The organism is Pseudomonas agronomica, from assembly GCF_025917275.1.
Lineage (GTDB): Bacteria > Pseudomonadota > Gammaproteobacteria > Pseudomonadales > Pseudomonadaceae > Aquipseudomonas > Aquipseudomonas agronomica.
Map to the genome: position 1 here is coordinate 1 of NZ_JAOSHO010000111.1, position 13,024 is coordinate 13,024.

At 62.6% G+C, this 13,024-nt stretch carries 12 protein-coding genes; 1 reads left to right on the top strand and 11 read right to left on the bottom strand.

Translation table 11 applies throughout. The annotated features are described in order from the left end of the window. The 3 genes from OC610_RS10875 to OC610_RS10885 form a co-directional block, all read right to left on the bottom strand. On the bottom strand, positions 1-386 hold a 386-nt coding region (locus tag OC610_RS10875), incomplete at its 3' end, for a Gfo/Idh/MocA family protein (protein ID WP_264427783.1). Between the two features lie 221 nt (positions 387-607). Then, entirely contained in the window at positions 608-1,375 is a 768-nt protein-coding gene (locus tag OC610_RS10880) for an SDR family oxidoreductase (protein ID WP_003180553.1), read from the bottom strand. Between the two features lie 24 nt (positions 1,376-1,399). Continuing rightward, complete coding sequence (locus tag OC610_RS10885; protein WP_264427784.1) at positions 1,400-2,467, bottom strand: phosphotransferase family protein; 1,068 nt, start codon at positions 2,465-2,467, stop codon at positions 1,400-1,402. Positions 2,468-2,664: 197 nt separating this feature from the next. On the opposite strand from OC610_RS10885, the gene OC610_RS10890 reads away from it, so the two are divergent. Then, positions 2,665-3,060, top strand: coding sequence for a DUF4280 domain-containing protein (locus OC610_RS10890; RefSeq protein ID WP_264427785.1), 396 nt, complete (start codon positions 2,665-2,667; stop codon positions 3,058-3,060). Positions 3,061-3,209: 149 nt separating this feature from the next. Here OC610_RS10890 and OC610_RS10895 read toward each other — a convergent pair whose 3' ends face one another. The 8 genes from OC610_RS10895 to OC610_RS10930 form a co-directional block, all read right to left on the bottom strand. Continuing rightward, positions 3,210-3,752, bottom strand: a complete 543-nt coding sequence (locus OC610_RS10895) for a toxin-antitoxin system YwqK family antitoxin (RefSeq protein WP_264427786.1) — start codon at positions 3,750-3,752, stop codon at positions 3,210-3,212. A 12-nt stretch (positions 3,753-3,764) separates the two neighbouring features. Beyond that, complete coding sequence (gene tssI, locus OC610_RS10900; RefSeq protein WP_264427787.1) at positions 3,765-5,774, bottom strand: type VI secretion system tip protein TssI/VgrG; 2,010 nt, start codon at positions 5,772-5,774, stop codon at positions 3,765-3,767. 137 nt (positions 5,775-5,911) lie between these two features. After that, complete coding sequence (locus tag OC610_RS10905) at positions 5,912-6,649, bottom strand: hypothetical protein (protein WP_264427788.1); 738 nt, start codon at positions 6,647-6,649, stop codon at positions 5,912-5,914. Positions 6,650-6,677: 28 nt separating this feature from the next. Then, on the bottom strand, positions 6,678-9,221 hold the full coding sequence (tssH, locus tag OC610_RS10910) for a type VI secretion system ATPase TssH (RefSeq protein ID WP_264427789.1): 2,544 nt from the start codon (positions 9,219-9,221) through the stop codon (positions 6,678-6,680). A gap of 1 nt (position 9,222) precedes the next feature. Then, entirely contained in the window at positions 9,223-10,248 is a 1,026-nt protein-coding gene (gene tssG, locus OC610_RS10915; RefSeq protein WP_264427790.1) for a type VI secretion system baseplate subunit TssG, read from the bottom strand. After that, positions 10,212-12,002, bottom strand: a complete 1,791-nt coding sequence (gene tssF, locus OC610_RS10920; protein ID WP_264427791.1) for a type VI secretion system baseplate subunit TssF — start codon at positions 12,000-12,002, stop codon at positions 10,212-10,214. The genes tssG and tssF overlap by 37 nt, the downstream gene beginning before the upstream one ends. Beyond that, a complete protein-coding gene (gene tssE, locus OC610_RS10925) occupies positions 11,986-12,429 on the bottom strand; it encodes a type VI secretion system baseplate subunit TssE (protein WP_264427792.1) in 444 nt (147 codons plus the stop codon). Before tssE ends, tssF begins: the two co-directional genes overlap by 17 nt. A gap of 12 nt (positions 12,430-12,441) precedes the next feature. Further along, positions 12,442-12,939, bottom strand: coding sequence for an Hcp family type VI secretion system effector (locus tag OC610_RS10930; RefSeq protein WP_024617958.1), 498 nt, complete (start codon positions 12,937-12,939; stop codon positions 12,442-12,444). Positions 12,940-13,024 lie beyond the last annotated feature (85 nt).

A 13,024-nucleotide genomic window follows, 5' to 3' on the forward strand; every position in this document is an offset into this window, starting at 1 on the left:
CCGACCCGTGTCACCACGCAAGCAGCCTTGGCCGCCTGGCGCATCTGCTCGGCCTGCTCCAGGGAGACCGCCAGGGGCTTTTCGCAATACACCGGTTTGCCCGCCGCCAGCGCGGCCATGGCCATCGGGAAGTGCAGGTGGTTGGGAGTGGTGATGGCGACCAGATGAACCTTCGGGTCATCGATCAGCCGTTGCCAGTCGCTGTGGGCCGTTTCGAATCCCCAACTTTGCGCGCACTGGCGGGCACGCTGCGGATCGGCGTCGGCCAGGGCGGCCAATGTCAGGTTCAGGGGAAGGTCGAACACCGCCTTGGCATTGTGGAATGCCAAGGCATGGGCGCGGCCCATGAAGCCGGTGCCAATCAGACCGATGCCGAGTTCACGCATGAGAAGAGCCCTTTGAGTTTTTTATTTTCAGAAGGGCTCTTTATGGAATAAATATTCGCTAATTGCAAATCTTGGAATAAATATTCAATGTGCGAGCACTGAAGATCCCCTGTGGGAGCGAGCTTGCTCGCGATAGCGGTGGATCAGTCAGCACTTGTGTAACTGATGCACCGCTATCGCGAGCAAGCTCGCTCCCACAGGGTCTTTAACAGGGCTCACTGTCAGGAAAGGAACCCACCATCCACATTCAACGCCACACCCGTGGTATAGCTCGACGCATCGCTGGCCAGGTACAGCACCGCGCCGGCCATTTCGCTGGGGTCGGCCACGCGCTTGAGGGGGATTTGCGCCAGGGCGGTCTTCAGGATGGCGTCGTTCTTCACCAGCGCCGAGGCGAACTTGGTGTCGGTCAGGCCCGGCAACAGGGCGTTGCAACGGATGCCGAACTGCGCGCACTCCTTGGCGAAGACCTTGGTCATGTTGATCACCGCGGCCTTGGTCACCGAGTAGATGCCCTGGAAGATGCCCGGCGAGATGCCGTTGATCGACGCGACGTTGATGATGCTGCCGCCGCCGTTTTCGCGCATTAGCTTGCCGGCTTCCACCGACATGAAGAAGTAACCGCGGATGTTTACGTCGACGGTTTTCTGGAACGCGCCCAGGTCGGTGTCCAGCACGTTGCAGAATTGCGGGTTGGTGGCGGCGTTGTTCACCAGGATGTCCAGGCGCCCGAACTGCTCGCGGATACCGGCGAACACCTGGCTGATCTGCTCCATCTCGCCGATGTGGCAGGCGATGGCGGTGGCCTTGCCGCCAGCGGCGATGATCGCGTCGGCGACGTGCTGGCAACCGTCGAGCTTGCGGCTCGAAACGATCACGTGGGCGCCTTGCTGAGCCAGCAGTTTGGCGATGGCTTCGCCGATGCCACGGCTGGCGCCGGAAACGAAGGCGATTTTACCGTCGAGGTCGAACAACTGGGTCTTGGACATGCTGTTTCCTTGTTATAGGTGCGCTCAGAGCGTGGATTTGCCGATGACCTGCAGGCTCATCTGCTCCAGCAGTTTGTTCATCTGAACGAACTGCGCGAAGCGTTTGTCCTGGGTCTGGCCATGGAAGAAGCGGTAGTAGATCTGCTGGACAATACCGGCCAGGCGGAACAGTCCGTAGGTGTAGTAGAAGTCGAAGTTGTCGATGCGGATTCCGGCGCGCTCGGCGTAGTAATCGACGAATTCGCGGCGGGTCAGCATGCCCGGCGCGTGGCTTGGCTGACGGCGCATCAGTTGCACCGGTGCCGGGTCGTTGGCCTCGATCCAGTAGGCCAGGCTGTTGCCCAGGTCCATCAGCGGATCGCCGAGAGTGGTCAGTTCCCAATCCAGCACACCGATGATCTGCATCGGGTTGTCCGGGTCGAGGATGACATTGTCGAAGCGGTAGTCGTTGTGGACGATGCTCGATGTCGGATGATCGGCGGGCATCTTGTCGTTGAGCCAGGCCTTGACCGTCTCCCACTTGGGCGCATCGGGGGTCAGGGCTTTTTCGTAGCGCTCACTCCAGCCACGGATCTGCCGCGCCACGTAGCCTTCGGGTTTGCCCAGGTCGGCCAGGCCGCAGGCGTTGTAGTCGACGCGGTGCAGCTCGACGAGCCGGTCAATGAAGCTCTTGCACAGCGCTTCGGTGCGGGCGGCGTCGAAGCCCAGTTCCGGCGGCAGCTCGGCGCGCAGAATGATGCCTTTGACCCGTTCCATCACGTAGAACTCGGCACCCATCACCGACTCGTCGGTGCAATGCACGTAGGCTTTCGGGCAGTACGGGAAACCTTCGCGCAGTTGATTGAGGATGCGGAACTCACGGCCCATGTCGTGGGCCGACTTGGCCTTGTGGCCGAACGGTGGCCGGCGCAGGACGAACTCCTGTTCGGGGTATTCCAGCAGGTACGTCAGGTTCGACGCGCCACCGGGAAACTGGCTGATCACCGGCGTGCCGGTCAAGCCAGGAATATGGGCCTTGAGGTACGGGTCAATGAGGTTGGCATCGAGTTCTTCACCGTCGCGCACGCGGGTGGACTGATCAGTCACTGCCATGCTTATCCCTTCTGCTTATTTTGGAGGCCATCGATCATTGGCTAATCTAATGGCGAGTGGGAGGCGTCACAAGCACGCCGGGGTCTTATAGGTTAGCGTGTTGCTGGATGATCAGCGGCCTTGATGCATGGCGTCCGTGCGCAGCCGGCGCTTGCGAGCTAAGGTTTGGAGACTGTCGCTTCCAGGGAGCAATCGCGATGGGATGTCCGCAAGTCTGTAGCACCGCGACCCTGCAATGCAGCTTCGGCGCGGCACCGGCGGTGCTCAACGTGCTACCGGTCAATCGCCTGCTGACCGGGGGGATGCCCGCGGCAAATATCATGGATCATATTCCGTTGGTGAACATCACCACGTTCGGCATGTGCCAGAGCCTGGCGAATCCGACTGTGGCCGCGGCCACCGCGGCGGCGTTGGGCGTGTTGACCCCCATGCCATGCATTCCGGCCACCGCGTCCCCTTGGATCCCCGGTGGCGCGCCGACCTTGTTGCTCGGCAACATGCCGGCCATCGACGCCAACAGCACGCTGATGTGTACTTGGGCCGGGGTGATCAAGATCGTCGTGCCGGGTCAGGTGCAGATGTTGATTCCTTGATTGGCAATTTTTGTCGCCGACTGCACGGACCCTGTGGGAGCGAGCTTGCTCGCGATAATGATCTCTTAGTCAATATCATCGCCAACTGACCCACCGCTATCGCGAGCAAGCTCGCTCCCACATGTACTGAGGTGATTGAGGGATTGATGTCACGCCTGCGCCGGATCATTCCAACGCCTGAACCACCAGCGCACCCGGGAGATCGGCTTGCCCTCGGCGTCCAGTGGCCGGCCGTCTTCGGCGTAGGCCTGGGCCGGTTCCAGCAGTTGGCCGTTGAGGTAACGGGCTTCGACTGCCGGATTGCCGTTGGGGTGCAGGCGTCGATAATGGCCGTCACGCACGCCGTCGCGATAGAACTCGGCTTCGGCCAGTTTTCCGTCGGGGAAATAATTGTTCGCCTCACCGTGCAACAACCCGCGGCGGTAACTGGCCTGGCGTTGCAAGCCGCCCTCGGCCGCATAGAAGCTCGCCATGCCTTGTAGTTTGCCTTTCACGAACGGCAACACCGCCGAGACCTTGCCATTGGGATGATACAAAGTGCTGGTGCCTTGCAGCTCACCCTGGCTGTAGTTGAGTGTCGCTTGCGGGCGCTGTGCTTCTTCAATCTGCAACGGGCCGTCGAGCTTGCCATCGACCAGTTGCCCCTTCAGTCGGCTGTCGTCACGTTCCACGTCCAGTTTTTTCGAGGCCATGGCCGCGCTTCCTCAGTTGACCTTCACCAGGCCGCCCTTGATGGTCAGCATGCCGCCGCCGTCCACGGTCTGTTCGGCGGCGGCCTTGTTCACCAGACTGATGCCGGCGTCGTTGGTCAGGGTGGTGCCGGCCTTGTTTTCCAAGGAGGTCCCCGCCTGGTTGCTCAGGGCCGTGCCGGCTTTCTGGCTGATGGACGTGCTGGCCTGGACGGCCAGGTCCGTACCGCTCTTGACTGTGAAGCTGTCGCCGCTTTGCAGGGTAAGGGTGCCGCTGACCTTGATGGTCAGGTTGCCGTCCACCGTCAGGCTGTAGTTGCCGGTGACCTTGTGATCGTAGTTGCCGCCGGTGCTGTGGTTCTGGTTCGAGCCCACGGTGACGGTACGGGTGTCCTTCACGTCGAGGCTGTCGCTGCCGGTCTGGATGGTCACGCTGCGCTTGCCTTTCTCTAGGGTGACGGTTTCGTCGCCGTCCTTCACCGTGCGAGTGCGGGCGTTCTGTACCGTGAGGGTTTCATCGTGGCCGACGGTGGCGGTGGTGTCGTTGAGCACGTTGATGTTGAAGTCCTTTTGCGCCTGGAGAAACACCTCTTCGGCGTCTTTCTTGTCTTCGAAGCGCAACTCGTTGAAACCGCCGCCGCCCTTGGACGAGTTGGTCTTGATTCCGGACTGGGTCTGGTTCGCTGGCAGCGCGTAGGGCAGGGTATTGTCGCCGTTGTAGACGCAACCGGTGACCAAGGGCCGATCCGGGTCGCCGTCGATGAAGGTGACGATGACTTCCTGGCCGATGCGCGGCACGAACTGCATGCCAAAGCCCTTGCCGCTCCAGGGCAAGACCACGCGCACCCAGCAGGAGGAGGTCTCGTCGTTCTTGCCGGTGCGATCCCAGGGAAACTGCAACTTGATCCGGCCATACTCGTCGGTCCAGATTTCCTCACCGGCCTTGCCCACTACCAGTGCGGTCTGGGTGTGCATGCGTGGTTTGGGCGTGATGCGGGCCGGTCGGTAGGCCGTGGCCTTGGGGATCGCTTCGAAGCGGTTGCGGTAGCTGTCATGGCTGGCTTCATGACTGACCGACGTCACTACCCAATCGATGTCCAGCGTCGAATCTTCATGGCCGGCGAGGGTGAACCAATAGCCCGGCACCAGCCAGCGGCAGTCGCTTTCGCCGACAAAGCGTTTCTCCTGGCTGCGCAGGCCGTCCACCCGCTGTTTGGTCAGCGTGTCGCCCTGGGCCTTGGCGGTATAGCTGCCGGGATGTTCGTACATCGAACTCGGCCCGGCCACGGCTTCAGCCTGGCTGAAAAGCGATGTTGTCGGCGTGGTGAATTCATAATCAGTGGCCTGGTAGACTCCGGCCACCGCTTGCAGGCATACCTGCCCTGAGCGGATGCCGTGCAGTTCGCGCTCGCCCAGTTTTTGCCCGAGATAATTCACCGTCGGCCCATTGGGGATGGGTGCGAAGGCGTCGTTGCTGTCGGCCAGTATCAGGGTGTGCTTGCCATCTTCATGGCTGTAGAACCAGAAGATCCCGTCTTCTTCCAGCAGGCGCGACACGAAGGCCAGGTCGGTTTCGCCGTATTGCACGCAGTATTCGCGCGGGGTGTAGCTACCGCTGAGCTTGAGTTGGAAATCGGTGAAACCGTGGGCCTTGAAAATCGTGGTGACGATGTCCGACGTGGCGAGGTTCTGGAATACGCGGTTGTTGCTGGCAAGGCTCAGCCACCAGAGCCACGGCCTGAGCAAAAGTTGATAGCGCTCGGCGGTGGCGTCGGCCGGCAGTTGGCGGATTTCGGCCACCAGCCAATCCAGCGGGCGCAACAGGGCGTCTTTGTGCAGCGTCGTGGTTACGTGGCTGGCGACGGCTGTGGTGAGGTCCAGCGAGGCGCCGTCGTTGATGCCGTTGAGGATGTGCGAGCCCAGCGCGTTGAGGCGTTCTTCGCCGGACAGCGAATCGGGGTACAGCGCCGACAGGGAGGTGGCGGTGAGGGAGAGGGTGGTGCTGCTGTCAGTAGCGCGGGGCATCAGGCATCCTCGGTGTATTAAATACTTTTGGAAAGCCGTCCACCGGCACAGTCCATAAGCACCAATCTACCGGGACGCAGTGGCTCTTCATGTCGATGTCCGTTGCGAGCACTTATGCTTTCTATCTGGAGCTTCATTCAAGATCCGCTGAACTGATTTCGATGAAATAACGCGCTTGCCGAGTTACCTGCAAAGTAGTGATAGGACACCCCCTGTTTGGCACCGTTACAGGGACCGCACATAAGCTGCAGGTTGCACATGTCATGTTCGATCAAAGTGCTCACGGTGATATTGAAATCCGGATCCCCTGGGTGAATCAGTCGGGTATGGGCATTCGGCAAATGGGCGCCGTTGAATTCGAATACTTCGATGTTCTCCCGATGCGTAGCGCTGTCCCAGATTTTAGCCCTGATGATGCCGGTTCCCGGGTCAACGCCATATCGCCCGATATCGGTCAATGCCGTGCTTGGATTGATTTGATACTCAACGATGTAATTCCCCGTGACCTGCTCGATCACATTGTTGTCGTCCAGGGTTATGGTCAGCCGTTGTCTGAGCGGACCTGGCGAGCGGGGCAGAACGACTTGCTGAAACAGGATTCTATTGGGTATTTCTTCTCGAGTCAGGACATGATCCGCCTGCGCCAGATACACCGGCAATACCCTGTTGCACAGACAGCGGAAGGTATCCTCCAAGCCGGCGCCATAGTCTTCTTGCTGGGGGCGGGCAATATCTGCGCCGCGCCAGAAAGTTCGAAAATAATCCCAATGTTCTATCAAGGCCTGGCGAGTTTGATCCCAACTGACCACGAAATTTCGATCGGCGCTGTTCACGGTTGAATTGACTACAGCAACCACTTCCCGAGTTAAGGACATGTTCACTCCCTTCTGACTTGTCTACGGTCTATTCCAACACCCACTCCGCCAACTTCCCCGTCACCTGCGTCATCAACACATTCTCGACATCCCGCGCTCCGGCCGCGCTGCACTTGGCCAACACAGCCTTGACGATTCCTGCATCGAATTCGAATTGCTTGCCAGTCGCGGCCTTGTAGCGGGCACGCAATTTCTCCAACTTCGCCAACACAATCCCTTCCAGCGTCGCTTCATCCAGCGGCCGATACGCCACCACCGTCATGCGCGCCAAAAACGCCGGGCGGAACGCTTGCAACAGCACCTTGTGCAAGGCTTCGTTGAAGGCATCGGTGCCCAATTGCGCGGTCGGCGTGTCCAGCAGCAGTTCGGCGCCGACGTTGCTGGTGGCGAGCATCACCGTGTTCTTGAAGTCCACCACCAAGCCGGTGCCGTCTTCCATCAGGCCTTTGTCGAAAACGTTGTAGAAGGCTTCGAGCACGTCCGGGTGGGCCTTCTCGATTTCATCCAGCAGCACCACCGAATAGGGCTTGCGCCGCACCGCTTCGGTGAGCACGCCGCCGCTGCCATAGCCGACGTAGCCGGGCGGGGCGCCTTTGAGTTGGCTGACGGTGTGGGCCTCCTGGTACTCCGAGAGGTTGATGCTGATCAGGTTGCGTTCGCCGCCGTACAAGGCGTCGGCCAGGGCGTAGGCGGTTTCGGTCTTGCCCACGCCTGTGGGGCCCACCAACAAAAACACGCCGACCGGTTTCTGCGGGTCGGTGAGGCCTGCGCGGTAGGCTTGCAGGCGTTGGGCGATGGTATTCAGCGCGGTGCCCTGGCCCATGACTCGCTGGCCCATGCGTTGGCCGAGGGTGCGCACCGCGTGGGCTTCGTCGGCGAGCATCTTGCCGACCGGGATGCCGGTCCAGCCGGCGATCACCGCGGCGACAGTCTTGCTGTCCACCTGTTCGGGGACCAGCGGATCGTCCTGGCGAATGGCGTCGAGGCCGGCTTCCAGGCGCAACAGTTCGGCGGCCAGGTGGTCGATGCGGTTGTCGATCTCGGTGTCGGCTTTTTCATGGTCAGCGCGTTCACTCAGGGCGAGCAGCTCGCGGCGGGTATCGAGCAGTTCGCGCACGGCTTCGCGCTCTTCGCCCCAGCGGGTTTCCAGTTCGCGGATGGCCTGCACGTTGCTGGTCGATTCGCCTTCCAGCAGGGTGATGCGCTCGCGATGGTCCAGGCCGGTGGCCTGTTCCCGGCGCAGGCGCTCGACTTCGTCCTTGAGGCTGTTCTGCCGGTGGCGCAGGCTTTCCAGCGGCGGCGGTACGTCGTGCTGGCCGAGGGCAACCCGAGCGCAGGCAGTGTCGAGTACGCTGATGGCTTTGTCCGGCAACTGGCGGCCGGAGATGTAGCGGTGGGACAATTTCACCGCCTCGTGGATGGCCGCGTCCAACACTTGCACGCCGTGGTGCTGTTCCAGTTTGCTCGCCACGCCGCGGAGCATTTCAACGGCGGTGAGTTCGTCCGGTTCTTCCACCTGCACCAACTGGAAGCGGCGGGCCAGGGCCGGATCTTTCTCGAAGTATTTCTTGTACTCCAGCCAGGTGGTGGCGGCCAGGGTGCGCAATTCGCCCCGGGCCAAGGCTGGCTTGAGCAGATTGGCCGCGTCGCTGCCACCCTCGGCACCGCCCGCGCCGATCAACGTATGGGCTTCGTCGATGAACAGGATGATCGGTTTTTCTGCGCTGCGTACCGCGTCGATCACGCCCTTGAGGCGTTGCTCAAACTCGCCCTTGACCCCCGCGCCGGCCTGCAACAGGCCGAGGTCCAACACCCGCAGGGTGACTTCCTGCAACGACGGCGGCACATCCCCCGCGGCGATGCGCAGGGCCAGGCCTTCCACCACCGCGGTCTTGCCGACACCCGGCGCGCCCACCAGGATCGGGTTGTTCTGCCGGCGCCGGAGCAGGATGTCGATGCATTGGCGGATCTCGCCGTCGCGGCCGACGATGGGATCGATGCGACCATCCCGCGCGTCGGCGGTCAGGTCCTGGGTGTATTGGTCCAGTACCGGGTCCTGTTTCCGTGGTGCGTCGCCGGGCTTGGCCGGACGCACGCCGCCGACATGCTCACGGGAGCTTTCGGTCCATTCCAACAGATGCGTGCGCAGGGCATCGCGGGGGATGCGCAGCAAGGACGAGGCGCTGTTGAGCAGCAGGCTGCGACGTTCGTCGCGGTCCAGCAGTGCCAACAGCAACAGCCCGGAGCGGATGCTGTCCAGGCCCAGCACGCTGGCCTGGACCACGGCATCTTCCAGCAGGCCGATGGTTTGCGCCGACAGCGCGGGCGTGCGGGTGCTGCCGGATTTGAACAGGTCCAGGGCCTTGTTGGTTTGCGCCGCCACCGCATCCCGCTCAAGACCGAATCGCGGCAACAGGCAGGCGAAGTCACCGCCGTCGATGTCCAGCAACTCCAACAGCAGGTGTTCGATTTCGACGTAGTGGTGGCTGCGTTGCAGGCAACGTTGCGCGGCCCGTTCCAAGGCTCGGCGGTTGTCCGGATTGAGGCGTCCGATCAGGCTGGCCAGTTCCATTTCAGGCGATCTCCGGCTGACGAAGGCGGGTTTCGATCCGTTGCACAGCCAGGCTCGGCTGGCGTTGCAGGCCGCCGTTCCAGTTCAACCGTGGCGCTGCCTGGCGGCCCAGATGCAGCGGGGTTGCACCACGGACCAGCAACACCAGGGTGCAATCCAGGTCAGGGCCGAAATACAGCGCATAAAGGCTGGCGAGCAACGGATGGGTTTCGCCGTTGGGCAGCAAGCCGCTGGCCTGGGTCGCGCTCAGCGGCCCCAGCGTCAGGCGCACGCCGGCGTGTTCGTCCCAGACGCGGGTGCCGGCCACTGCGTTGCGGCCCAGGCGCAGGTTGCGTCCGCCCGGTTGCAAGCGGCTGCGGCTGGCCGGGGGAATTTCACGCCAGCCACCTTCATAGGCGTTCAGCTCCACCGGCAAGCTGAACTGCTCACGGACAATCGCCGCAAACCCGGCCAGGGAGCGCCGACCGTCGGCATACAGCGCGGTGCAGGCCAGCACCGCCGAGTCGGGCGCGGCCTGGCGTTCCTGCAAGGCCTTGGGCAGCAGGCCGCTCAGCGCGCGCATTTGCGCCTGCACGGCGGACGCGCCTGGGGTCGTGAACCCCAGGGCGATGCGGTGTTTGCGCATCACTTTGTAGAGCAGGCTGAGCAGGCGGTGCTGGAACAGGTCGAGGAATTCCGCCGGGGCATGATCTTTCGCCCGCGCCCGTTGTTGCAGCCATTCCTGGTAGGCGTAGGGCAGCGGGCCGTCGGGACCACCGAGGCCAAAGATTGGCGTGGCCAGGGTTGGCGGCAAGCCGGGTTCCTGGCACAGGCTTTCGATTTCGCTGGCAGCGAACAGTGGCGTCAGGGGGCCGCGCAGGCGCAACGCCTCAGCGTGCGGCGCGGTGCCGCTGCCCAGGGACTCGGCCTGGGGATTTTCGCGTTCGAGCAGCAACAAGGCCTGGAGCCATTCGAAGCGTTGCGGATCGCGTCGCAGTCGTTCGCTGAGGTTCAGAGCGCCAGGGGTTTGCCGGCTTGGGGTTGCCATGTTTTCACCTCCTTGTCGGACTGGACCAGCACGGTGCGCACGAAGCGATTGGCGGTGGCGTAGAGGGAAAAGAACTGCGCCAGCACGCCGGAGAGCAACACGGCGCTACTGCCGACGAAGTGGTGTGGGTCCAGTTGCAGGCGCACCTCCAGACCATTGCGCCAGCCGCGCCAGGCGTCTTCGCCGAGATGGGCGATGACGCGCTCGCAACCCAGTCCCGATACGCCTGCGATCTGGCGACGGGCGCTGGCCTCGTCCCGCAGGTTGTGCAATTCGAGAATCTCACGCAACGCGTCCAGCGCCTGGGGACCTTCCACCAGCGACAGGTGGTTGAGGGTCAATTGCGACACCAGCCGCCAGCGTGACTCCCCGCCCAGGCGTGGCAGGCTCTGTGGGGTCGGCGGGTTGCGCAGGCGGGCCCAGGCCACCGGCCCCGGGCGCTCGAAACCCAGTGGCGTGCCGGCCGGCAGGCTTTGGGCCAAGTGCCGGTTGGTGCACAGCAGTTCGGCGGTAAGGCTGTAATCCTGGGATTCGGCCAATGGGTCAAACCGGGTATCCACCAGGCTGACCATCAGGTCGGTGCCCAGCCGGTTCGGGGTCATGCCGCTGACCCGTCGAGCATGCCAATAACAGGGCTCGTCGCTGCCATGTTGGCTGCCGTAGTAGGCCGGGACTTTGCGTACCCCCTGGCCGGTCATGGCGCGCATGCCTCGGATGCTGTGGATCTCCACACTGTTTTCCCGATGACTGTCGGCCACCAGCCGATACTCACTGCGGGTGCCGTCCGGGCGCAGGGGTTCGGAGGTGCGGGGAAACAGGTTGATCACCGGCGCGCAGCCCAGGGTTATGTCGCTGGCCTGGAGCGGCAAGCGGCTGGTTGGCGCCCGGTCGAACACGATGTAGAGATATAAAGAAGCGTTGTCGCTGTTGGCGCCGGCCAGCGGCAGGTCGAAAAAGCCGAATTTGTCCGGAAAGGCGAAATACTCCGCCAACAGGCGCATGCCGGGATGCACGCCGTCCTCGTCTGGCAGCAAGGCTTGGTCGCTGGCGAAACCGACGATCTGCGGCAAACCCGCCAACGGTTCCGGCACGCTGCCCGGCGCGCCGGCCAGGACCTTGATGGCGTGTGCGCCAAGCAAATCGTAGAGCCCGGCGTTGATCATCGGTGATGCCGCCAAGTGAACCCGCAGCGAGTCGATGCCCAGGGTCGACCATTGGCTTTTTCCCAGGCAACGCAGTTCCAGGCGCAAGGCCGAGCGCGCCTGCACCACTCCTGTCAGCGCCTGGGCCTCGTCGCTGCCCAGCAACAAGGCTTCGCTGACTTGCAGTGGCCACAGATGCACAGCGGCGGTGGTGCGCAAATGAATGCTCTGGCCTTTGTCTGTGGTGACGAACAAGGGTGTGTCGCGGGGCAGCGGATAGCCCTCGTTCAAGTTGCCTTTGCTCGGGTCAGGCTCGAACTGCACGATGGCGCACGACGGCAAGGGCCGCATGGCCAGCGGATAAAGCTGTTCGAGCAGGGCATCACTGAATTCGGCGTAGTCGTCGTCCAACCGACGCTGCAAGCGTGCGGCCAACAGTGCGAACCCTTCCAGCAGGCGTTCGACATGGGGATCGGGGCACTCACCCGGAGACAGTTCCAGGCGTCGGGCGACCTTGGGGTAACGCTCGGCGAACAGGCTTCCGGCATGGCGCAACCAAGTCAATTCACGCTGGTAATAATCCAACAGTTGCGGGTCAATCGAGTCGCTCATGGCGCACCTCCAAGCCGTCGCCGGCGTGCTCGATCACAAACGCCACGGGCCATGGGTGCGGGTCGCCACGCAGCTCGCCCAACAGGCGTATGCACAGTTGCTGCGGATGGCCCGGCACCGGGCAGACGTCGACCTCGCCCAGGCGCAGGCGCGGTTCGAAGTGAGCGATGGCCTGGCGAATTTCCCGAGTCAGTTGACGTCGGTCATCGCTGCGCTGCTGTTGCAGCGCGGTCCAGTCGGCGATGCCATAGTCCAGGATACTTGGTGGTTCGGTCAGCGCCCGAGAGCCGCGCCGGGTATTGAACAGGCGTGACAGTTCGGCATGCACCGAATCCTGCAACGCCTGTCGATCGAATACCCGCCCGGTATCGTCTGCCGGGCTTGCCAAGCGTTCGAACAGGGGCGGGCGCAGCCCGAAGCCAGCCATGGCGCGGCGTCCTTACTTGGTCATTTTGTTGGCGGCCAGGTCCCAGGTCGTGCCGGCCGTGCCTTCCTTGGTGCCGTCGTCTTTCTGTGCGGTGAGCTCCCATTTGATCTTGGTGAAATTCAGCGACAGGGTTTCCACCGGTTTGCCGCCGGTGCCGCCGCTGACACTGACATTGGATAGCACGACGTTGGTCAGGGTGTAGATGATGAACGGCATGAGCTTGCCGCTGCCCTCGGCGGCGTTGCGGCCGATGGTGATGACGGCTTGTGGGATCGGTTTGCCCGCACAGCAATACTCGTTGAGCGAAGGGGTGGAGCTGTCGACGAATTTGGTCAGGGTGAATTCGCCGATGTGCGGCCGGCCAGAGGTGCGCTCCGAGTTGCTGACGTCGTTGGTGACCTGCATGGCCACGTTATGGCTGTAGGACATGACTTCGATCTTGTCCGTGAAACCCTCCAGCAGGCTGTCGCCCTTGATGTCGCCGCCGAGGTCGAGAATGATTGCATCCATTGTTTGGAACTCCTGAAGAAGACGAAATGGGTGGTGCCCGATACCGATCCGTTAAAGACGAACGCCGAACCCGTGGCGAGGGAGC

Coding starts and splice junctions, on each gene's coding strand:
- tssG (WP_264427790.1), bottom strand. CDS start 10,248: ATGGCAACCCCAAGCCGGCAAACCCCTGGCGCTCTGAACCTCAGCGAA.
- tssH (WP_264427789.1), bottom strand. CDS start 9,221: ATGGAACTGGCCAGCCTGATCGGACGCCTCAATCCGGACAACCGCCGA.
- OC610_RS10930 (WP_024617958.1), bottom strand. CDS start 12,939: ATGGATGCAATCATTCTCGACCTCGGCGGCGACATCAAGGGCGACAGC.
- OC610_RS10885 (WP_264427784.1), bottom strand. CDS start 2,467: ATGGCAGTGACTGATCAGTCCACCCGCGTGCGCGACGGTGAAGAACTC.
- OC610_RS10895 (WP_264427786.1), bottom strand. CDS start 3,752: ATGGCCTCGAAAAAACTGGACGTGGAACGTGACGACAGCCGACTGAAG.
- OC610_RS10890 (WP_264427785.1), top strand. CDS start 2,665: ATGGGATGTCCGCAAGTCTGTAGCACCGCGACCCTGCAATGCAGCTTC.
- tssF (WP_264427791.1), bottom strand. CDS start 12,002: ATGAGCGACTCGATTGACCCGCAACTGTTGGATTATTACCAGCGTGAA.
- tssI (WP_264427787.1), bottom strand. CDS start 5,774: ATGCCCCGCGCTACTGACAGCAGCACCACCCTCTCCCTCACCGCCACC.
- OC610_RS10905 (WP_264427788.1), bottom strand. CDS start 6,649: ATGTCCTTAACTCGGGAAGTGGTTGCTGTAGTCAATTCAACCGTGAAC.
- OC610_RS10880 (WP_003180553.1), bottom strand. CDS start 1,375: ATGTCCAAGACCCAGTTGTTCGACCTCGACGGTAAAATCGCCTTCGTT.
- tssE (WP_264427792.1), bottom strand. CDS start 12,429: ATGGCTGGCTTCGGGCTGCGCCCGCCCCTGTTCGAACGCTTGGCAAGC.